This window comes from Thauera sp. (assembly GCF_047601425.1).
Classification (GTDB): domain Bacteria; phylum Pseudomonadota; class Gammaproteobacteria; order Burkholderiales; family Rhodocyclaceae; genus Thauera.
On the sequence record NZ_JASGJL010000001.1, the window covers coordinates 1,940,534 to 1,961,736 of the forward strand.

Here is a 21,203-nt window from a genome sequence, read left to right on the forward strand (position 1 = left end):
GAGACTATCGAAATGCGTATTTCCTACGACGACCTGTGCGCCTTCCTGTATCGCGAAGCCCGCTATCTGGACGAGCGCGACTGGGACAACTGGCTGGCGATGTACGCCGAGGACTGCACCTTCTGGATGCCGGCCTGGGACGACGACGGCGAACTGACCGAAGACCCCCAGAGCGAGATCTCGCTGATCTGGTACGGCCGCCGCGCCGGCCTCGAGGACCGCGTGTTCCGCATCCGCACCGAACGCTCGAGCGCCACCGTTCCCGACACGCGCACGAACCACCTGCTGGGCAACGTCGAGGTGCTCGAACAGGACGAGCAGGCGATCAGGCTGCGTTTCAACTGGCACACCACCAGCGTGCGCTACAACCACATCGATCACTTCTGCGGCACCAGCTTCTACACCCTGGACCTGAGCGGGCAACAGCCGATCATCAAGCACAAGAAAGTCGTCCTCAAATCCGACTACATCCGCCATCTCATCGACGTCTATCACGTCTGAGCCACCAACACGAAGACTGCCGCCGCGCGCCGGCCCGCTCGCCATCCAGGCGCAGCGCGCCCGGCAGCCGGACGGCCGCCCACCCCCAGCACTGGAGACCAGCATGGCATTCAAGATCGCCCTGAATTTCGAGGACGGCGTCACCCGCTTCATCGACTGCAACGCCTCGGAAACCGTCGCCGACGCCGCCTACCGCCAGGGCGTCAACGTGCCGATCGACTGTCGCGACGGCGCCTGCGGTGCCTGCAAGTGCAAGGCCGAATCGGGCGCCTACGAACTCGGCTTCTACATCGACGATGCGATGAGCGAGGAAGAGGCCGCGCTGGGCTACGTCCTCACCTGCCAGATGCACCCCAGGAGCGATTGCGTCGTGAACGTGCCGGCCTCGTCGGCGGTCTGCAAGATCAAGCAGGCGACGCTCAGCGCAACGGTGGCCGAGGTCCGCCAGTTGTCGCCGAGCACGATCAGCCTGGTTGTTCAGGGCGACGGCATCAACAAGCTCGCCTTCCTTCCCGGCCAGTACGCCAACCTCGAAGTCCCCGGCACCAGCCAGACCCGGGCCTACTCGTTCAGCTCGATGCCGGCCGACGGCAAGGTCGGCTTCCTGATCCGCAACGTGCCCGACGGCCTGATGAGCGGCTACCTCACCGGCCGCGCCAGCCCGGGCGACACGATCAGGCTCGCGGGCCCGATCGGCAGCTTCTACCTGCGCGACGTCGCCCGCCCGGTGCTGATGCTCGCCGGCGGAACCGGCCTTGCCCCTTTCCTCGCCATGCTCGACAAGCTCGCTGCCCAGGGCGGCAGCCCCCACCCCATCCACCTGATCTACGGCGTCAATACCGACGCCGACGTCGTCGCGCTCGATCGCCTGGATGCCTTCAAGGCGCTGCTGCCCAACTTCAGCTACGACGTCTGCGTGGTCGCCGACGACAGCGCCCATCCCCGCAAAGGCTACGTCACCGCCCACATCGAGCCGGCCCACCTGCACGACGGCAAGGTTGACATCTACCTTTGCGGCCCGCCGCCGATGGTCGAGGCCGTCGCGCACGCGCTGCGCGAACGCAAGATCGAACCGAACAGCTTCCACTACGAAAAATTCGCTGCCAGCGTCTGAGCCGGCCGGCCCCCAGGAGCAAACGAACATGAGAAAGCGCTTCCAGGACAAGGTGGCGATCATCACCGGCGCGGCACAGGGCATCGGCCAGCGCGTCGCCGAACGCATGGCCGAAGAAGGAGCGGCGCTCGTCCTCGTTGACCGTTCGGAGATCGTCCACGAAACCGCCCGGCGCCTCACCGAAGCGGGCACCAAGGTACTCGCGCTGACCGCCGACCTCGAGAAGTACGCCGAATGCCAGCGCATCGCCGACAGCGCGGTCGAGGCCTTCAGCCGCATCGACGTGCTGGTCAACAACGTCGGCGGCACCATCTGGGCCAAGCCCTACGAGCACTACGCCGAACACGAAATCGAAGCCGAGGTGCGCCGTTCGCTGTTCCCCACGCTGTGGTGCTGCCATGCAGTGCTGCCGCACATGCAGGCACGGAACAAGGGCGCGATCGTCAACGTGTCGTCGATCGCGACGCGCGGCGTCAATCGCGTCCCCTACGGCGCCGCCAAGGGCGGCGTCAATGCCCTGACCGCCTGCCTGGCAATGGAAAACGCGACGCGCGGCATCCGTGTCAATGCGAGCGCCCCCGGCGCCACCCAGGCACCGCCGCGCCGCGTGCCGCGCAACACCCAGCAGCAGAGCGAACAGGAAAAGATCTGGTACGAACAGATCTTCAGCCAGTCGCTCGAAAGCAGCCTGATGAAGCGCTACGGCAGCCTCGACGAGCAGACCGACCCGATCCTGTTCCTCGCCTCCGACGATGCCGCCTACATCACCGGCACCGTATTGCCGGTCGGCGGCGGCGACATGGGCTGATCAGCGCCCCCCTTCCCCTCCCCGTTGGCGCTTCCGCCGCGCCGCCCGCTTGGGCGCGGCGGTTTTTTCCCGGCACTGCGCCCGAGGCCAAAAATTTACCCTATGGCTATATAGACATTATTTTTACCCCTCAATAAAATCGAGATTATTTTTTTTCTCGACATAACAGCCATCCACGGCGCAATACACCCAACGACAGGCAGCAGGCTGTCCCTTGGAGGGGAGGGAATGACAATGCAGAGTTCACATCTGACGCAGACCGGCAGGGGCGGCATGGCGCCTCTCCAGTTCCTCAACGGCAACAGCCGCATCTTCTCCGGCGCCAATCCGTACGAGGTATCCGAGTACGTCCGCGCCAACGTCGGCTCGCACAGCCTGAAGCTCTCCAGCGCCAGCAAGGACAGCGCGTCGCTGAACCATCTCCACGCAGGCATGCTGGACCTGTGCCGCATCAGCTACGGCGCGCAGGCGCGCATTATTTCCGAGGGCCTGGGCGACATCTACCACGCCCAATTCATCCTGCGCGGCCACTGCCGCTACACGCTGGCCAACACCACGCTCGACCTGTCGGCAGGCCACGTGCTGGTGCTCAATTCGGACGACCCCATCGACCTCACCTACTCGGACGACTGCGAGAAGTTCATCCTGCGCATTCCGTCGTCGATGCTCGACGATGCCTGTGTCGAACACCGCTGGTTCAAGCCCAACGAGTACGTCAAGTTCAACCCGGTGCCGCACAAGTTCGAGGACATCGACAGCCTGCTGATGCTGCTCCATCTGCTGTGCGAAGAGGCCGAATCCGGCCTGAGCACGCCGCAGATGCTGCAGCACTACAGCCGCGTGATCACGACCAAGCTGATGGTCATGCTCGAGCACAACGTCAGCATGGGCACACCGATGCGCCATGCGCCGAGCTTCGAGCGCCTGGTGCAGTACATCGAGCGCAACATCAAGCTCGAACTGAGCGCGCAGGAGCTCGCCCGCCATGCCGGGCTCAGCCTGCGCTCGCTCTACATGCTGTTCGAGAAGAATGTGCGCACCACGCCCAAGAACTACGTCCGGCAAAGGAAGCTCGAGCGGGTACACGCAATTCTGAGCATGCCCCGGCAGTCCTGTCCGAACGTCACCGCAGTGGCGCTCGAATACGGCTTCACCCACCTCGGGCGTTTCTCCGAACTCTACAAATCCACTTACGGTGTGCTGCCATCGCAGACCATCCGTTCTCACCGCACCTGAGTCTCGCAACAGGACCCTCCCGACATGGAACGCTTGGCCATCAATCCCCCCGAACTATTCAGCGGCAAGGCTTTCAGCCAGACCTTCTCCATCCGGGGGCACGAGCGGCTGGTCTTCGTGTCGGGCCAGGTCGATTGCGACGCGGACGGCAAGGTCCGCCACCCGGATGACCTCGAAGCGCAACTCGCGGGCACGCTCGAGAATCTCGACATCGCCCTGCGCGCCCAGGGTGCCAGCATGCGCGACCTGGTCGCGGTGACGATCTACGTGGTCGGGCTGCAGCCCGAGCAGACCGCCCGCATCCGCGAAATCCGTTCAGCCTGGTTCGACGCCGAACGTCCTCCCGCCGTGACCCTGCTCGGCATCGAGCGCCTGGCCTTTCCCGGCCTGCGGGTCGAGATCGACATCATCGCTGCGCAATAAGGCTTCCCGATGCTCGCTGAACACCTCGAAGGCCCGCGCGCGCCCGCGCCGGGCTGGGGCCGCCTGCGCGCCGACCTCGGCCCCGGCTACCTGATCAATGGCCTGATCGGCTTCATTTTCGCCGCGACCGGCCCGGTGGCGATCATTCTCGCCGTCGGCACGCGGGGCGGCCTGAGCCCGGCGGAGCTGGCCTCATGGGTATTCGGTGTCTTCTTCATCAATGGCCTGCTCAGCATGCTGATGAGCTGGCGCTACCGCATGCCGCTCGGCTTCGCATGGACGATTCCCGGCACGGTGCTGGTCGGCCCCGCCCTGCAGCACCTGAGTTTTGCCGAGGTGATCGGCGCGTTCTACGCAACCGGCGTGGTCGTGCTGCTGATGGGCATGAGCGGCTGGGTCAAACGCTTCATGGCAACGCTGCCGATGCCGATCGTCATGGGGATGGTCGCGGGCGTTTTCCTGCGCTTCGGCCTCGATCTGGTGCGCGCGCTCCATAGCGACATCGCCATCGCGGGGCCGATGGTCGCCGTCTTCCTGCTGTTGTCGGCGGTTCCCGCGCTGGGCCGGCGGCTGCCGCCGGTCATCGGCGCATTGCTTGCCGGCGCGGCGGCCATGACCGTCCTCGGCAGCGTTGACTTCGGCACGATCGGCAGCCTCGGCATGGCCCGGCCGGTCATGCAGATTCCCGCGTGGTCGCTCGCCGCCATGATCGAGCTCGTCGTTCCGCTGGCCATTACAGTGCTCGTGGTGCAGAACGGCCAGGGCGTCGCCGTGCTGAAAGCGGCCGGGCACGAGCCTCCGGTCAACACCATCGCCGCCGTATGCGGCATCGGCAGCCTGCTGTCCGCCGCGGTGGGTGCCGTCAGCTCCTGCCTGACCGGCCCCACCAACGCGCTGCTCACCTCGTCGGGCGAACGCGAACGCCACTACATCGGCGCCCTGGGGTTCGGCATCCTCGCCATGTCCTTCGGCCTGATGGCGCCGATGTTCACCGACCTGATGCTGGCCGCGCCGGCCGAGTTCATCATGGTGCTCGGCGGCCTGGCGATGCTGCGGGTGCTGCAGGGCGCCTTCCTCGCCTCGTTCGGCGGCATGTTCTCGCTCGGCGCCCTGATCAGCTTCCTCGTCACCGTCGCCGACATCGGGCTGTTCAACATCGGCGCCGCCTTCTGGGGACTGCTGGCGGGCCTGGCCGTGTCCTGGCTGCTGGAAAGGCAGGATTTCGCCAGGGCAGCAAAAGGCTGACGGCGGAGCAGCTCGCGCGGGTGCGATTCGTGCACCGCCGCGCACCCCCCGTTGCCGCCTGGTGGCGAGCGATGTGCTGCGCAAATGGCGCGCTCCGCCCCGAAAAGCGGAAAAGGAAACGGGGGGCAGATGCCCCCCGAAATGCCCCCGTAATGCTTCGATATGGTGACGCCGCCCGACAGTGGCGGTCAGGCGTCCGATTTACAGGAGTTTCGACGGAACACCAAAGGTGCGCCGCCGTGCGAACGTTTCACCATCCACAGCGCCAGCGCCGAATCCATGTAGTCGGCGTGGCCCGGAAACCAGTCCATCAGGGCCTGGGCCAGGCCGCGCACGACCTCGGTGTTCCCTCCGGCCAGCGCCTGCTGGACCTCGCGCACCGACTCGAGCACCTTGGCGTGCTCGTCGATGTGACAGTCGGCGGCAGGAAAGCCGCTGCCCTTCATCCAGCCATCCTCCTCGCCGAAATGGGCGACGGCATGGTCGGCGAAGGCGGCCAGCGCCTGCTCCAGCTCGGCATCGGGCGCCCTCAGCAACGCATCGACCCGCTCGACGAATTCGCGATGCGTGTCATCCATCGCCGCATGGCCGAGCAGATAGCGATCGTTCCAGTCGAAACCTGCCGTTTCCTCGGCCATGCTCTGCCTCTCCCGCTGCGCTTCGATCAGGTCAACACGCTCAGGAAGCGCTCGTTGAGCTTCCGGTCGTGGTAGAAGATGCCGGTTCCGACCTCGTCGAAAGTCCAGGTCAGCGGCTGGTGGTCGGGATAGGTTTCGTAGCCGCCGGAGAAGGTCTCGAAGCGGTTGCCCGAAGGATCGAAGGCGTAGATCGTGGTGCCGCGGGTGATGCCGTGGCGGGTCGGGCCGATGTCGATCGAGACCTTGTTCATCGACATGATGTCGGCGGCGCGCAGCACTTGCTCCCAGCTTCCCAGCAGGAAAGACAGGTGATGCAGCTTGCCCGGCTCGGGATGGCAGATGAAGGCCAGGTCGTGGGCCTTGTGCGAGCACGAGATGAAGGTGCCCAGCAGCGCCTTGCCGTCTTCCATCAGCACGCGCTCGACCAGGTGGAAGCCCAGCACTTCGGTGAACAGCTTGAGGTTTTCCTCGATGTTCGGGCCGTACAGCAGGCAGTGGTCGAAGCGGTGGGGGCCGATGCCGTGCTCGGACGAGGGAATCCACGGATCGGGGTTGGTGTAGGACTGGCCGTTGCCGACGTCGGTCTTGTCGGCATACAGCTCCATCACGTGGCCGGTCGGGGTCGTGAAACGCACGCGTTCGCCGGTTTCGAGCAGCTCCCCCGCGGCAATGCGCTCGGTCGGAACGCCGTAGGCCTGCAGGTCCTTGTCGAGCTGCTCGAGGGTGGCCCGGTCCTTGACCTTGAAGCCGATCAGGTCCATCCCGGCACGGTCGGCCTGGCGCAGGATCACGCTGTTGTGGTCCCGTTCGTCCCAGGCCTTGAAATACACCCGCCCGGCATCGTCCCGGCCGGTTTCGACCAAGCCGAGCACGTTCTTGTAGAAATCGACACTCTCATCCAGGTCCAGCACGCGCAACTGGATATGCCCGGGACGCATCACGCCTGTAGTCGCCATCTTCCAATCTCCTCTTAGAGTCATGAACTGGGTTTCGGGCGCGACATGCCGCCCTCCACCCGGTTTGTGCAAATCGCGGGATGTCTCCCGTCAAACGCGCTGCCGCTCAGTTCCGCGGCTACGGACAAACGTTCTTCTTCATCTTTCCGAGAACCGCCAGGCGGATATCGGACAGGGGCTTGACCCGGCATGCGAGCACGATGCCGTCGCGCTCCTCCTCGGCACTGACGCATTCGCGGCTCATCACCCGCGCACTGAACGAGCCGGCCTCGATCTTCACCTTGCACACTCCGCAGCCGCCGCCGCGGCAGCCCACCGGAATGCCACGGCGGCCAAGCCGCTCCATGCCCGCCAGCAGGGTTTCGTCCTCGCGGCAGCGAAACACCTCGCCGGAATCGGCCACCGTCACCATGAAGGAAGCCTTGACTGGAAGCTTTTCCATGTCAGCAGGCGCCGCTCGCTTCCACCGGAACCGCTTGCCGTCCCCGCAGGCCGGCCCACCGCGGATTTCCGCAGCCGATGACACGGCCGGCGTTTCCCGCTGCGGCCATCAGCGCCGCCGGCTTGTCCCAGCCACCTGCCGTTGAACGGTTTTTCTCCACGGAAGCCTTATATATCGAGATATACAATAATCTCGATTTTATGGGAGAAGAAAAACAATGTCTATACGCCCATATGAGAAATTTTGATCGCAGCTCAGGCGGAGTCGGCGGCCTGCCGGCAGGTGGGACATCAGGACTTGCCGTGTCCGGGATCGAGAAATCCACGCAGCAGGCGGACCAGCCGGGGCATCACCAGCCAGGTCATCGTCACCACGATCAGCGCGGTCAGCAGCGCCGTGCGCAGCAGGAAGGGCAAGGGCTCCAGCAAGGGGGCGACCAGCCAGAGCACCAGGGATACGGTCGGGAAGATGCCCAGCCAGGTCACCAGCGCCATGCGCGCGCGGGGCGGGTGCATGCTGGCCGATACCACGGCTGGCTCGAACCAGGCCTCCAGGCCGCTGAGTTTCCTCAGCTCCGGCTCGCCGTCGGCGACTTCGCTCAGGCGTTCGAGGCATGACAGCCGCGCTTCGCTACGGTCCCAGGCCTCGCATTCGGCCTCTGAGGCAAAACGGGTGACGACCTGGTAATCGCCACCCGGCTGCTCGGGCGGAATGATGTCGCCGCCGAGAAAGCCCTTGTAGCCACGCATCTGCGCCAGCATCTCGCGCACGCACGATTCGTATTCCGCCTCGCGGCCCGCTTGCGCCCGGCGGCGGGCAATGCGGGTGATACGCGCGGAACTGGTGCCAGTGGATCGATCCATCTGGAAAAACGCTCCCGGCAAGCGTGGGAAAATGCGCCGCCTGCCCCACCACTCCGGGGCAGGCGGGCGCCTGGAACTCAGCGTCCCAGATCCTTGGCCGAGACGCCGCCGATTCCCCAGTTGGTCTTCGGCACCTCGTTGATCATGACCCGCACGCTCTGCTGGGGCGCTCCCAGCGCGTCCATCAATGCCTGGGTGACTTTTTCGATGACGGCGCGCTTCTGCTCCTCGGTGCGGCCTTCGAGCATGTTGATCTGCGCAAATGGCATGACTGGCTCCCTGAAAACGAAACGGGGGGCAGACGCCCCCCGGATGGTTCAAATCACTTGAAGCGCACGGATACCGAGCCCATGCCCTGCACCCGCAGCGTGACGTCGTCGCCCGGCTGCACGGCCACGGCCTCGGTGATGCCGCCCGACAGGATCAGCGAGCCCGCCGGAATCTCCTCGCCGCGCTCGCCCAGCATGTTCGCCAGCATCGCCACCGCCGCGGCGGGATGGCCGAGCACCGCCGCGCCCGCGCCGAAGGCCACCGGCTCGCCGTTCTTCTCCAGCACGATGCCGGTGGTGCGCAGATCGACATCGGCGGCGCCGGCCATGTTGCCGCCGACGACGAAGCGGGTCGACGAGCAGTTGTCGGCGACGACGCTCTTCAGGTCGAACTTGAAATCGCGGTAGCGGCTGTCGATGACCTCGATGGCCGGAATGACGAAATCGGTGGCGGCGAGCACGGCGCCGATGTGGCAGCCCGGCCCGCGCAGCGGCGCCTTGGTGACGAAGGCGATCTCGGGTTCGACCTTGGGGTGGATCAGCTTCGAGGTGTCGATCTCGCTGCCTTCGGGCACGCTGAAGTAATCCACCAGGAAACCGAACACCGGCGTCTCGACGCCCATCTGCTTCATCTTGGCATGCGAGGTCAGCCCGGCCTTCAAGCCGATGACGCGGCTGCCGCGGGCGACCTTACGGCGCTTGATCTCGTCCTGGATGGCATAGGCGTCATCCCAGTCCATGTCGGGATGGTCGTCGGTGATCTTGGGCGTGTCCCTGGCCTCGAGCTCGCAGGTCTCGAGATGTTCGGCCAGGCGCTCGATGGTTTCGCGCGACAGTTTCATGCTGCAACTCCTTTCGCCCGCGCCAGGTTGAGTGCGGTATCCTCGATCATGTCCTCCTGTCCGCCGACCATGCCGCGCCGCCCCATCTCGACCAGGATCTCGCGCGCCGGCACGCCGTACTTCTTCTCCGCGCGCTTGGCGAACAGCAGGAAGGAGCCATAGACGCCGGCATAACCCAGCGTCAGCGCATCGCGGTCGATGCGGATCGGGAAGTCCATGATCGGCACCACCAGGTCTTCGGCCACGTCCTGGATTTTGAACACATCCACGCCGGTCTCGATCCCCATCAGGTCGCATACCGCGATGAACACTTCCATCGGCGTGTTGCCTGCCCCCGCGCCCAGCCCGGCCGCGGCCGCGTCGATGCGGGTGGCGCCCGCTTCGAGCGCCGCCAGGCTGTTGGCCACGCCCATCGCCAGGTTGTGGTGGCCGTGGAAACCCAGTTCAGTCTCGGGTTTCAGCGCCTCGCGCACCGCGCCCAGGCGCGCTTTCACGGTCTCGGGCAGCAGGTGGCCGGCCGAGTCGGTGACGTAGATGCAGTTGGCGCCGTAGCTTTCCATCAGCTTCGCCTGCTTCACCAGCCCTTCGGGGCTGTTCATGTGCGCCATCATCAGAAAGCCGACGGTGTCCAGGCCGAGCTTTCTCGCCATGCCGATATGCTGTTCCGAGACATCCGCCTCGGTGCAGTGGGTGGCGACGCGGATCGTGGCGACACCCAGCTCGTGCGCCATCTTCAGGTGATCGACGGTGCCGATGCCCGGCAGCAGCAGCGCCGAGACCTTGGCCTGCTTCATCAGCGGGATCACGGTGCCGAGGTATTCCTCGTCGCTGTGCGCCGGGAAGCCGTAGTTGACCGAGCTGCCGCCCAGGCCATCGCCGTGGGTGACCTCGATCAGCGGCACGCCCGCTTCGTCCAGCCCGGTGGCGATCGCCTTCATCTGCTCGAGCGTCATCAGGTGGCGCTTGGGGTGCATGCCGTCGCGCAGCGTCATGTCGTGCACGGTGACTTTCTTGCCGCGAAGTTCCATGTTCATCTCCTTCATCGGGCGGCCGTTCAGGCCGCCATCGTTGCGCGGTTCGGTTCGAGTTTCAGGCGCCCGGCGAGGATCTCCTCGGCGAACATCTCGGCGGTGCGCGCACCGGCCGCGGTCATGATGTCCAGGTTGCCGGCGTACTTGGGCAGGTAGTCGCCCAGGCCTTCGACTTCGAGGAAGACCGAGACGCGCTTGCCGTCGAACACCGGGCCATTGACCAGGCGGTAGCCGGGCACGTACTTCTGCACTTCGGCGATCATGGCGTGGATCGAGGCGGTGATCGCGGCCTGGTCGGGTTCGGTCTCGGTCAGGCAGTGCACGGTGTCGCGCATGATCAGCGGCGGCTCGGCCGGGTTCAGGATGATGATGGCCTTGCCCTGCTTCGCCCCGCCCACCTTCTCGACCGCGCCGGCGGTGGTGCGGGTGAATTCGTCGATGTTCTTCCTCGTGCCGGGGCCGGCGGATTTCGACGACACGGTGGCGACGATCTCGCCGTAGGCGACCGGCTGCACGCGCGACACTGCGGCGACCATCGGGATCGTCGCCTGGCCGCCGCAGGTGACCATGTTGACGTTCATCTCGCCCTTGCCGACGTGCTCGACGAGGTTGACCGGCGGCACGCAGAAGGGGCCGATCGCCGCCGGGGTGAGGTCGATCATCAGTACGCCCAGTTCGTTGAGCTTGCGGCTGTTCTCGGCATGGACGTAGGCCGAGGTGGCGTCGAAGGCGATCTGCACGCCGTCGGCCAGCACGTGCGGCAGCAGGCCGTCGACGCCGTCGGCGGTGGTCTTGAGGCCCAGCTCGCGGGCCCGCGCCAGCCCTTCGGAGGAGGCGTCGATGCCCACCATCCACACCGGTTCCAGCACCGGGCTGCGCTTGAGTTTGTACAGCAGATCGGTGCCGATGTTGCCAGGGCCGATCAGCGCGCATTTGATCTTGTTCATGAGTCGGTTCCTTGTCGGAAAGTTGGATGCAGTCGGCCTGTGTTGCAATCAGCCGATGCTATGGTCAGCCAATGCTGCGCACGATGCCGCCATCGGCACGCAATGCCGCGCCGTTGGTGGCCGCCGACAGCGGGCTGCAGACATAGGCCACCAGGTTGGCCACTTCGGCCGGATCGATGAAACGCCGCAGCAGGGAACTCGGGCGGTCGCGATTGAAGAACTCGCGCTCGATCGTTTCCACCGCCACGCCCTGCTCCGCCGCCAGCTTGCCGAAGTACTCGATGACGCCTTCGGTGCGCGTCGGCCCGGGCAGCACGGCATTCACCGTCACGCCGGTACCCGGGCAGGTCTCGGCCATGCCGCGTGACACCGAAAGCTGGGCGGACTTGGTCATGCCGTAATGCACCATGCCGCCCGGCGGGTTCAGGCCGGATTCGCTGGAAATGAACACGATCCGGCCCCAGCCGCGCGCCTTCATGCGCGGCAGGCAATGGCGGGCGAGGCGCACGCCGCTCATCACGTTGGCCTCGAAGAAGCGCAGCCAGTCGGCATCGCCGATGTCCTCGAAAGCGCAGGGCTCGAAGATGCCGAAGTTGTTCACCAGCAGGTCCAGGTCGCCGCAGCGCTCGAGCAGGCTGGCCACGCCGGCGGCGGTGCTCACGTCGGCCGCGACGCCACGCACCACGGCCTGCGGCAGTTCGGCACGCAGACGCGCGCAGGCGGCCTCGACACGGGCCGCATCACGGCCATTCACGACGATTTCGGCGCCTTCGGCAGCGAGCCGGCGGGCAATGGCGTAGCCGATGCCGGCGGTCGAGCCGGTCACCAGCGCGCGTTTGCCGGATAGTTCCAGGTCCATCCAGAGTTCTCCAGAAGACGGAAAAAAAGAAGCGCGGCGGAACGGGAGGGAGACAGGAAGAGCTTGCCCGCCGCGCGTCAGCAGCAATCGATCAGACGAAACGCACCGAGCAGCCGCCGATGCCGCCGATGGTGACGCGCAGGTTGTCGCCCGCCACCACCGGCACCATGATCGCCAGCGAACCCGACAGCACGACTTCGCCCGCCTTCAGCGGGATGTCGAGCGCGCCGAGCGTGTTCGCCAGCCAGGCCACCGCATTGGCCGGCGCGCCGAGCGCCGCGGCGCCCGAGCCGGTGGCGACGATCTCGCCGTTCTTCTCCAGCACCATGCCGCAGGTGTTCAGATCGACCCGGCGGGGGTCGACCAGGCTGTCGCCGAGCACGAACACGCCGCAGGAGGCGTTGTCGGCCACGGTGTCCTGGATGCGGATCTTCCAGTCGCGGATGCGCGAATCGACGATCTCGAAGCAGGTCATCACACCTTCGGTGGCGGCCAGCACTTCGGCGGCGGTGACGCCCGGCCCCTTCAGGTCCTTCTTCAGCACGAAGGCGATCTCGCCCTCGGCCTTGGGCTGGATCAGGCTGTCGGCCGGAATCGCCTCGCCTTCGTTGTAGAGCATGCGGTCGGTCAGCATGCCGAAGTCGGGCTGGAACACGCCGAGCATGTTCATCACCGCCTTGCTGGTGACGCCGATCTTCTTGCCGACGATGCGCTCGCCGGCTTCCAGGCGGCGCGCGATCATGCGCTGCTGCACGCGGTAGGCGTCGGCGATGGTCATCTCCGGATGGCGCTCGGTGAGCGGTGCCAGCACTTCGCGCTTGACCAGCGCCTGATAGAGCTCGTCGCCGAGCTGTTCGATGAGTTTGCTATCCATGTCGATTACCTCAATTCAGGGGTTTCGGTTCGTCGTCACCGGCTTCGGCGAGAAAATCGCCCACCAGGCGGGCAAAACGTGCGGCATGTTCGATCTGCGTCCAGTGGCCGCAGCGGCCGAAGACGTGGAGCTGCGCGCGGGAAATCCAGTCGGCCAGGGTCAGCGAGGTGAGCAGCGGGATGACCTGGTCGTCGCGGCCGTGGATCACCAGGGTTTCGTGCGGCAGCGCGCGGATGTCGGCCTCGCGGCTGGCCATCGCATCCACCCAGCGCTGGCGCGGCGCGGGGAACATCGCCGCGAAGGACTCCTGGAAGCCGGGACGGATGCTGGCTTCGTAGCGCAGTTGCGCCAGTTCGTCGTTCACCAGCGAACGGTCCCAGGCAAAGTAGTCCATGATCGCGCGCATGTTCTCGAACGAGGGGGTATAGCCCCACACCGCGTCCAGCCCAGGCGTGATCTCGAATGGCACACCGACGCTGCCCATCAGCACCAACCGGCGCACCCGCCGCGGATGGCGGATGGCGAGGGCCAGCGCCAGCGCGCCGCCAAAGGAGTTGCCGACGAGATCGGTACGCTCGATGCCCAGCGCGTCGAGCAGACCCACCGCCTGCGCCACCCAGGCATCCATGTCGTAGCGCTGGCCCGCCGGCCGCTCGGTGAAGCCGAAGCCGACCATGTCGGGGGCGATCACCCTCGCCTGCCTGGCCAGCCCGGGCATCACCAGCCGCCAGTTGGCCCAGGCCGACACGCCCGGACCGGAACCGTGGATCAGCAGCAGCGGATGGCCGCTGCCGACGTCGTGGTAGTTGGTGCGGATGCCGGCAGCGACGATGCTGCTGGCGATCTCGGGGCTGACGTTGTCCATCGCGGCCGGCATCACAGCTTGATGCAGATGTTCTTCTGCTCGGTGTAGAACTCGAGCGAATGCACGCCGCCTTCGCGGCCGATGCCGGACTGCTTGGAACCGCCGAACGGCGTGCGCAGGTCGCGCAGGAACCAGGAATTCACCCACACCAGGCCGGCTTCGATGCGGCCGGCGACGCGGTGGGCGCGCGCCAGGTCGCGGGTCCACACCGAGCAGGCCAGGCCGTAGTCGGTGTCATTGGCGCGGCGGACCACTTCGTCCTCGCTGTCGAAGGGCTGGATCAGCGTGCAGGGGCCGAAGATTTCCTCGCGCGCGATCGGCGAGCTGTCGTCCAGCCCGGTCCAGATCGTCGGCTGCACCCAGGCGCCGTTCGCCAGTTCGCCCGGCATCTCGGGCGCGCCGCCGCCGGTGACGACGGTGGCGCCCAGCGCCTTGGCCTTCTCGTAGTAGGACAGCACCTTCCGCTTGTGCTCCTGCGAGATCAGCGGGCCGAGGCCGGTGCTCGCATCCTCGGGACGGCCGAGCCTGAGCCCTTCGGCGCCCTTCTTCAGCGCCTCGACGAAACGCTCGAAGATCGGCCGCTCGACATAGACGCGCTCGGTGCCCAGGCAGACCTGGCCGCAGTTGGCGAAGACCGAGCGCATCGTGCCTTCGATGGCGGCATCGAAATCGCAGTCGGCGAACACGATCGCCGGGTTCTTGCCGCCCATCTCGAGCGACACCGGGCGCGCGCCTTCCGCCGCGGCCCGCATGATCGCCGTGCCGGTGCGGGTTTCGCCGGTGAAGGTGATGGCATTGACATTCGGATGCGTGGTGACGAATTCACCCGCCGAGCCCGGGCCGAAGCCATGCACGACGTTGTAGACGCCCTTGGGCATACCGACCGCGTTCATCACCTCGCCGAGCAGGGTCGCGGTCTGCGGGGTTTCTTCCGAGGGCTTCACCACCACGGTGTTGCCGCAGGCCAGCGCGGGGCCGACCTTCCAGGTCATCAGCAGCAGGGGCAGGTTCCACGGGCAGATGACGCCGACCACGCCCACCGGGCGGCGCACGGCGTAGTTCAGCGCGCCGCGGCCATCGGGCGTCGCCATCTCGAAAAACTCGGTCGGAACGCTCTTGATGACGTCGGCGAAGACCTTGAAGTTGGCCGCGCCGCGCGGGATGTCGATGTGGCTGGCGAGGCTGCGCGGCTTGCCGGTGTCGGCGCACTCGGCAGCGAGGAATTCGTCGAAACGCTTGTTGATGCCGTCGGCCACCGCATTGAGCAGGTCGACGCGGTCGGCCACGGTCATGCTGCCCCACGGCCCCGACAAGGCGGCGCGCGCCGCGGCGACGGCAGCATCGACCTCGGCCTTGCCCGCCTCATGCACCTTGGCGATCAGCGAATTGTCCAGCGGCGAAAACTTGTCGAAGGACTTGGCGGTGGCGACGAATTCGCCATTGATGAAATTGTGGATCTGTTTCATGGATTGCATTCCTCACGCTTCGATGTCGTCGGCACCGATCGCGCGCAGACCGGCGCGCGCGCAGATGCCGTCCTGTTCTTCCGTGGCACCGGACACGCCGATGCCGCCAAGCAATACACCTTCACTGCGAATCGGCAGCCCGCCGCCGAACACGATCAGACGGGGACGGGCGGTGAAGCCGAGCTTCATGCCTTCGTTGTCGCCGACCGCCTTCATCCAGTCTCCGGTCGGGAAACCGAAACCGCCGGCGGTGTAGGCCTTGTCGATGGAAATCGCGATCGATTGCGGGAAGGCTCCCGGCATGCGCAGGAAAGCGACGAGGTTTCCGGCGGCATCGGCAACACCGACGCTGATGCGCAGGCCCAGCTTCTCCGCTTCCCGCACCACGGCCTCCACTGCGGCATGGGCAGCTTCCCAACCGATCGCGCTCTGCGTGACAGCCAATTTCATCGCTTAGTCCCCTCGTTGTGCCCTGCGGGCTTGTTCTTGTGCCCTGCCGGGCTCGTTTTTCGAGAAATTAGAGCATCATTTTCTCGATGTCAATATATTTTCTCGAGATTTTAACAATCTGCTGCAATGCCTGCCGTCGGCTAGAATGCGAAAAAGCTATTTCTTCAGTTCCCGCGCCACCATGAGCGAAACCGCCCTGCCTCAAGCTGTCCTGAACCCGCCCACGAACTCTCCGGAAGAGCCCAAGACCCTGGTCGAAGGCGCCTACCAGCGCCTGCGCCGCGACATCATCGAAGGCGTGCACGCACCGGGCGAGAAACTGCGCGTCGAGCACCTGAAGGAACACTACGATGTCGGCGCCGGCACGCTGCGCGAAGCCCTGCTGCTGCTGGTGACCGATGCCCTCGTCGTCGCCCAGGGGCAGCGCGGCTTCCGCGTCGCGCCGATTTCCATCGCCGACTTCGAGGACATCACCCGCACCCGCGTGCTGCTGGAAACCGAGGCCCTGCGCCAGTCGATCGCCACCGGCGGCGAGGACTGGGAAGCGGCCGTCGTCGCCGCCTTCCACCGCCTGTCGCGCGCCGAACAGCGCCTCGCCGACCACGACGCCAGCACCAGGCAGGAATGGGAGATGCGGAACCGCGCGTTCCACGAGGCCCTCATCTCCGCCTCCGGCTCGCGCTGGATCCGCCATTTCCAGCACATTCTTTATCAGCAGTCCGAGCGCTACCGCCGCATCAGCCTGTTCCACCAGCCGATCGCGCGCGACATCCACGCCGAGCACCAGACCCTGTTCGAGGCGACGATCGCGCGCGACGCGACCCGTGCCACCTCGATCCTGACCGAGCACATCCTGCGCACGCTGGACGCGGTCAAGCGCATGCCGGCGGGTTTCCTCTCCAGCAAGAGCAAGCGCTGAGCCGCCGCGCCTGCGGCGGCTGGCGCAGGCCGCCGGGGCTCAGGACACGACCGTCAGGAAACGCTCGTTGAGCTTGCGGTCGTGGTAGAAGATGCCGGTGCCCACCTCGTCCCAGGTCCATTTCACCGCCTGGTAGTCGGGATAGGTGTCGTAGCCGCCGCAGAAGGTCTCGAAGCGGTTGCCCGAAGGATCGAAGGCGTAGATCGTCGTGCCGCGGGTGACGCCATGGCGGGTGGGGCCGATGTCGATCGACACCTTGTTCATCGACATGATGTCGGCAGCGCGCAACACCCGCTCCCAGCTGTCGAGCTTGAACGAGACGTGGTGCAGCCTGCCCGGCTCGGGGTGGCGGACGAAAGCGATGTCATGCGCCTTCGTCGAGCATGACAGCCAGATGCCGAGATCGGTCTCGCCGTCCTCCATCACCACGTGCTCGACGAGATAGAAGCCGAGCACCTTCTCGAAGATTTCCTGCACTTTCTCGATATCCGGGCCGTACAGCAGGCAGTGGTCCATGCGCGTGGGCGCGATGCCGCGCTCGGCGTCCGGCACCCAGGGGTCCGGATTGACGTAGGACTGGCCGTTGCCGACGTCGCGCTTCTCGGCATACAGCTCGATCCGATGACCGGAAGGCACCTCGAAGCGGACGCGTTCGCCGGTTTCGAGCATCTCCCCTGCCGGGATGCGCTCGGTCTGGACGCCGAACGCCTTGAGGTCGCCATCGAGCCTGTCGAGCGTGGCCTTGTCCGCGACCTTGAAGGCGAAGAAGTCGATGCCCGCGGAATCGGCCTCGCGGATCAGCACGCTGTTGTGTTCGCGTTCGTCCCAGGTCTTGAAATAGACCCGCCCCTGCCCGTCGCGGCCGGTTTCGACCAGGCCCAGCACGTCACGATAGAAACGGATGCCTTCCTCGAAGTCGAGCACGCGAAGCGAAATGTGTCCCGGCCGCAGCACGCCAGTCATAGCCATTGTTTTCTCCTCCTGAATGGGTGTGCCCGGCCGGGAAACGAGCGGCCGGGCCAGTTCCCGATGGTTGTGGTTTCAGTCGCCGCCGCGCATGTACTGCGCCTGGAACATCCGCGGCGGGTTCTGCTTAGGATCTACCTGGCCCTTGAAGTGGCCGGTGGTGCAGTGCTTGGCCTGCACGTCGATCATCGAGAAGGCGTCGTCGATGCCGATGCCCGAACCCTTGTTGATCGGCAGGTGCTGGTCGGCATGCGACTTGCCGACCATGAACACCTTCCACAGCTCGCCCTTGCGGTCGTAGATCTCGTTGGCGCCGTTCAGGTTGCCGAGCTGCGCGTCCATGTAGAACACGCGCTTGCTGACCGGATGGGCGGCATTGACCGGTTCGGCCTCGAGCACATAGACCTTGCGCAACTGCCAGGTGCCCTGGTGGAAGCACTCGCCCTGGCCGCCGAAGCTGACGTACTTGAAGCCGTCCGGGTCCTTGAACTCGTCGCTGAGCGGCAGCTCGTTGTGGTTCCACATCGGCAGGATCACGTTCTTCGTGCCCTTGTAGGTCCACTTCATGTCGGAAATGCGGCCGTTGTAGCCCTCGAAGTCCTCGATCATCAGGTCGGAGCCGAGGAAGGAGTCGGTCGTCTGCCCGGTCGCCAGCCGGCGCACGCGGCGCTGGAAGCCGAGATACAGGTAGGCGTCGTCGATCTTCTGGTCGTCGTCGTAGCGCTGGATCAGCAACTGGGTGTTCTTCAGGTCCTGCGGCGCATCGACCTTGACGTAGATGCCGCGGAACAGGTTCGAGGGATTGGGCGTCACCTCGGGCACGGGATCGTCCTTGACCCGGTGCTTGAAGTTGAGGAAGTGGAAGCTGAACTGGATCGTGCGCTCGAGCTGGCCGGTCGCCATGTTGCGGTACTTCCAGTAGAAGGGCGTGATGTTGGCGCCGTCGCCCCAGTTGACGCCGTACTTGTAGTTCCAGGCCAGCTTCTCGCCGGCACGCGGATCCTTGATGTCCGGCTCCTCGACGAAGGGACGGCCGCCCTCGAAGCCTTCCAGGTCGCCGCTGTTGGGGCCGAGCCTGGCCTTGCCCAGGTTGCGCCGGGTGGCCTCGACATAGGCGCCGGAAAGCTCGAACTGGGTGGTCGGGCCGACCTTGATCTCGAACAGGCCATCCTTGAGCAGCTTGTAGACACCCGCCGGCACCACGTCCTTGAACTGGTCGACGTTGCCCTGGTTGATCACGGTCCCCGCACTCAGCCCGGCATGGCTCGGGAAACCGTTCTGGTAGGGGTTGAAGCTGGCCTTGAGTTCGGCTTCCGTCGCCGCCTGGGCGGTCAGGGAGAGGCCGAGCAGTGCGGCGGCGATGATGGTCTTCTTCATGGGGAATGTCTCCTCGGGTCAGAACTGGTAGCGCAGCTTGAAATACACTTCGTCTTCGTACATCGCCGAGCCGATCGGGCCGGCGCGGAAGCGGCCGAGCGGCTCGAAGCCGGCCAGGCCGCGCGAATACGGCGTCATCGCATCGGGGTCGCCATTCGGCGCGGTGAAAGGCATCCAGGGGTTGCAGGCGCGGCAGTCGTCGAAGCGGCGGGCGCCGGTGCCGACCTTGAAGTTGCCGCCGAAACTGAGCTTCAGGTTGTCGGTGAGGCTCCATTCCACCGCCGGCACGATCGCGGTCGCCCTGGCCTTGAAGTCGCGCGCGATGATCAGCTCGGGGCTGAGGCGGTCGTTCAGCATGAAGGACTTGATCAGCAGCGTGCCGATGTAGCTGTCCTTCCAGTCCGGCATGCCCACCGCGCCGAGATAGTTCTGGCCGTTCTTCGTGCCGGTCGAGTAGTACTCGTGGTCGAAGATGTGCTGCCAGAACAGTTGCGCCGAGATCAGCGTGGTGCGGTGCGGGTTCAGGAAGGGAATGAAGGTCGGCCGGTCGATGCCGATCACGCTGCGCCACACGCGGTTCTTCGAGTACAGCCCGGGCCGCGCGGTGTTCGAGAACTCCTCGCCCCAGGTCATCGCGCCTTCGAAGCGGAAGGCCGCGCCCAGCGTCTCGGACTGGAAGTCGAGCGAGCCGCCCAGCAGCTTGACGCGCGGGAAGTGCATGTCGAAGGAGATCAGGTAGGGGTTGTGCTCGCTGTATTCGCCGGTGAAGCCGTTGGTGGTGCGCTTCGCGCCGCGCAGCGAGGGCAGTTGCGAGCGGTAGTACAGCGCGTTCAGCGAGAACGCCAGGCCGTCCTGGGTGACGCCCTCGAACTTGGCGCCGATCTGGGTGTTGGCCAGGCTCCAGGACGGCAGGTTGACGTCGCGCAGGCCGATCTGGCCGGGGCCGAAGTTGGTCGCGAGCAGGGTGCCCGGCGCGACGTTGGCGAAGTTGGCGACGGTACCGCCGTTGTCCCACAGGTTGGCCATGCCGCGGAAGAAGCAGCCGGCGTCGAGGATCGCGTTGGGTGAGCCGCACTGGCCCAGGTTGTTGGGGCGGAACTTGTCGAAATTCCACACGATCTGGAAGTTGCGGTCCTGCATCGACTCGGACGGGCCCATGCGCCATTCGGCCTGCACCATCCACATCGGGATGCGGATGTCCTGCAGCTCGTCATAGATGTTGTTGCGCGAGTAGTCGACCGGGTTGATGACGTCGAGCACGCGGAACAGGTCGGTGCGGCCCCACACCACCTGCTGCTTGCCGATCTTGAGGAACAGGTCGGAGCCGTCGTCGAGGGCGAAGCTCTTGCGCACGTAGGCTTCGCGGATGAAGTCGAGACGGTCGTTGAACTCCGGCGCCTCGAGTTCGGCGCGGGTGCGGTCGCCGTAGCCGCCGAAGTCGCGGCAGCCGCGCTTGTCGGTGTCGCAGGGCCGCACCGGCACGCCGAAGGCGACGCCGCCGTCGGTATCGTGGAGGCGGTCGCCGAGCACCCGCAGGCCCTCGTTCGGGCTGTTGCGGTAGCCGGCGCCCGAGACGAAGGCGTTGTTGGTCAGGCCGAGACCGTCAACCAGCTCCTTATTGACCGGGCCGGCGCCATGCGGCGTCTCGATGTAGCCGCCCGGCGTGGTCGATTGCAGCGTCACCGCGCCGCCGGCCGACCTGCCGTACTGGCCCTTGTTCATGCGATAGACGCCGTCCCAGGTGCCGCGCAGGATGCCGCGGAAGGCCCAGTCGTCGCCGAGATCCTTGTCCGCTTCGAGCTGCAGCGTGTTGCGGAACTTGGACAGGCCGACGCGCTCGCCGGTGTGGTCCTTGCCGCGGAAGGCGGTGTGGTTGTCGTAATAGACATCCACCTTCCAGGGCGCCGTCGAGCTGCCGAGGTCCGGCAGTTGTTGCGCAGCGGCGGGAAAGGCCAGTGCGCAGCCCACGGTGCAGGCGGCGAGCCTGAACACCGGCGGACGGACGATCCGTTTCTTCCTCATCTCATGTCTCCTAGCTTCTTGTCGTTTTCCGGGCACTCCCCCCGGCTCCTTGCCGGACCGGGCCGCAACGGCGGCCCGGCCCTGAACACC

The 21,203-nt window shown here is 65.9% G+C and carries 23 protein-coding genes; 7 read left to right on the forward strand and 16 right to left on the reverse strand.

Annotated elements, in window-relative coordinates:
* The first annotated feature begins 12 nt into the window (after positions 1-12).
* The 6 genes from benB (at position 13) to QM748_RS09580 (ending at position 5,327) form a co-directional block, all read left to right on the forward strand.
* Entirely contained in the window at positions 13-501 is a 489-nt protein-coding gene (gene benB / locus QM748_RS09555) for a benzoate 1,2-dioxygenase small subunit (RefSeq protein ID WP_415246757.1), read from the forward strand.
* Positions 502-604: 103 nt separating this feature from the next.
* Complete coding sequence (gene benC, locus QM748_RS09560) at positions 605-1,615, forward strand: benzoate 1,2-dioxygenase electron transfer component BenC (protein WP_415246758.1); 1,011 nt, start codon at positions 605-607, stop codon at positions 1,613-1,615.
* Between the two features lie 28 nt (positions 1,616-1,643).
* Positions 1,644-2,423, forward strand: a complete 780-nt coding sequence (locus tag QM748_RS09565; protein WP_415246759.1) for a 1,6-dihydroxycyclohexa-2,4-diene-1-carboxylate dehydrogenase — start codon at positions 1,644-1,646, stop codon at positions 2,421-2,423.
* A 234-nt stretch (positions 2,424-2,657) separates the two neighbouring features.
* Entirely contained in the window at positions 2,658-3,659 is a 1,002-nt protein-coding gene (locus QM748_RS09570) for an AraC family transcriptional regulator (RefSeq protein WP_415246760.1), read from the forward strand.
* Between the two features lie 24 nt (positions 3,660-3,683).
* On the forward strand, positions 3,684-4,082 hold the full coding sequence (locus tag QM748_RS09575; protein ID WP_415246761.1) for a RidA family protein: 399 nt from the start codon (positions 3,684-3,686) through the stop codon (positions 4,080-4,082).
* 9 nt (positions 4,083-4,091) lie between these two features.
* Entirely contained in the window at positions 4,092-5,327 is a 1,236-nt protein-coding gene (locus QM748_RS09580) for a benzoate/H(+) symporter BenE family transporter (protein ID WP_415246762.1), read from the forward strand.
* A gap of 188 nt (positions 5,328-5,515) precedes the next feature.
* Here the strand turns inward: QM748_RS09580 and QM748_RS09585 are convergent, their stop codons facing one another.
* From QM748_RS09585 to QM748_RS09645, 13 genes are all read right to left on the reverse strand, one after another.
* Positions 5,516-5,965, reverse strand: coding sequence for a bacteriohemerythrin (locus QM748_RS09585; protein ID WP_415246763.1), 450 nt, complete (start codon positions 5,963-5,965; stop codon positions 5,516-5,518).
* A gap of 26 nt (positions 5,966-5,991) precedes the next feature.
* Positions 5,992-6,921 carry a catechol 2,3-dioxygenase gene (locus QM748_RS09590; protein WP_415246764.1) on the reverse strand — a complete coding sequence of 310 codons (930 nt, stop codon included), beginning with the start codon at positions 6,919-6,921 and terminating at the stop codon, positions 5,992-5,994.
* 118 nt (positions 6,922-7,039) lie between these two features.
* Positions 7,040-7,363 (reverse strand): 2Fe-2S iron-sulfur cluster-binding protein, encoded by a 324-nt coding sequence (locus tag QM748_RS09595; RefSeq protein ID WP_415246765.1) that lies wholly within the window; start codon positions 7,361-7,363, stop codon positions 7,040-7,042.
* A gap of 290 nt (positions 7,364-7,653) precedes the next feature.
* Positions 7,654-8,226 (reverse strand): antibiotic biosynthesis monooxygenase, encoded by a 573-nt coding sequence (locus QM748_RS09600; protein ID WP_415246766.1) that lies wholly within the window; start codon positions 8,224-8,226, stop codon positions 7,654-7,656.
* A gap of 77 nt (positions 8,227-8,303) precedes the next feature.
* On the reverse strand, positions 8,304-8,495 hold the full coding sequence (locus QM748_RS09605; protein WP_415246767.1) for a 2-hydroxymuconate tautomerase: 192 nt from the start codon (positions 8,493-8,495) through the stop codon (positions 8,304-8,306).
* Between the two features lie 53 nt (positions 8,496-8,548).
* Positions 8,549-9,337, reverse strand: a complete 789-nt coding sequence (gene dmpH / locus QM748_RS09610) for a 2-oxo-3-hexenedioate decarboxylase (protein WP_415246768.1) — start codon at positions 9,335-9,337, stop codon at positions 8,549-8,551.
* A complete protein-coding gene (gene dmpG, locus QM748_RS09615) occupies positions 9,334-10,365 on the reverse strand; it encodes a 4-hydroxy-2-oxovalerate aldolase (RefSeq protein ID WP_415246769.1) in 1,032 nt (343 codons plus the stop codon). Before dmpG ends, dmpH begins: the two co-directional genes overlap by 4 nt.
* 26 nt (positions 10,366-10,391) lie before the next feature.
* Entirely contained in the window at positions 10,392-11,315 is a 924-nt protein-coding gene (locus QM748_RS09620) for an acetaldehyde dehydrogenase (acetylating) (protein WP_415246770.1), read from the reverse strand.
* A 64-nt stretch (positions 11,316-11,379) separates the two neighbouring features.
* Positions 11,380-12,174, reverse strand: a complete 795-nt coding sequence (locus tag QM748_RS09625) for an SDR family NAD(P)-dependent oxidoreductase (protein WP_415246771.1) — start codon at positions 12,172-12,174, stop codon at positions 11,380-11,382.
* 91 nt (positions 12,175-12,265) lie between these two features.
* Entirely contained in the window at positions 12,266-13,048 is a 783-nt protein-coding gene (dmpE, locus tag QM748_RS09630) for a 2-oxopent-4-enoate hydratase (RefSeq protein ID WP_415246772.1), read from the reverse strand.
* 10 nt (positions 13,049-13,058) lie between these two features.
* Complete coding sequence (locus tag QM748_RS09635) at positions 13,059-13,913, reverse strand: alpha/beta fold hydrolase (protein WP_415248044.1); 855 nt, start codon at positions 13,911-13,913, stop codon at positions 13,059-13,061.
* An 11-nt stretch (positions 13,914-13,924) separates the two neighbouring features.
* Positions 13,925-15,379: a 2-hydroxymuconic semialdehyde dehydrogenase gene (locus QM748_RS09640; RefSeq protein WP_415246773.1), complete on the reverse strand. Its 1,455-nt coding sequence runs from the start codon at positions 15,377-15,379 to the stop codon at positions 13,925-13,927.
* Positions 15,380-15,391: 12 nt separating this feature from the next.
* Positions 15,392-15,829 (reverse strand): GlcG/HbpS family heme-binding protein, encoded by a 438-nt coding sequence (locus QM748_RS09645; protein ID WP_415246774.1) that lies wholly within the window; start codon positions 15,827-15,829, stop codon positions 15,392-15,394.
* A 181-nt stretch (positions 15,830-16,010) separates the two neighbouring features.
* On the opposite strand from QM748_RS09645, the gene QM748_RS09650 reads away from it, so the two are divergent.
* A complete protein-coding gene (locus QM748_RS09650) occupies positions 16,011-16,748 on the forward strand; it encodes an FCD domain-containing protein (RefSeq protein ID WP_415246775.1) in 738 nt (245 codons plus the stop codon).
* Positions 16,749-16,787: 39 nt separating this feature from the next.
* On the opposite strand, the gene QM748_RS09655 is transcribed toward QM748_RS09650, so the two are convergent.
* The 3 genes from QM748_RS09655 to QM748_RS09665 form a co-directional block, all read right to left on the reverse strand.
* Entirely contained in the window at positions 16,788-17,717 is a 930-nt protein-coding gene (locus tag QM748_RS09655) for a catechol 2,3-dioxygenase (RefSeq protein ID WP_415246776.1), read from the reverse strand.
* A 72-nt stretch (positions 17,718-17,789) separates the two neighbouring features.
* Entirely contained in the window at positions 17,790-19,091 is a 1,302-nt protein-coding gene (locus QM748_RS09660) for a DUF1329 domain-containing protein (RefSeq protein ID WP_415246777.1), read from the reverse strand.
* 18 nt (positions 19,092-19,109) lie between these two features.
* On the reverse strand, positions 19,110-21,113 hold the full coding sequence (locus QM748_RS09665; protein ID WP_415246778.1) for a DUF1302 family protein: 2,004 nt from the start codon (positions 21,111-21,113) through the stop codon (positions 19,110-19,112).
* Between the last annotated feature and the right edge of the window lie 90 nt (positions 21,114-21,203).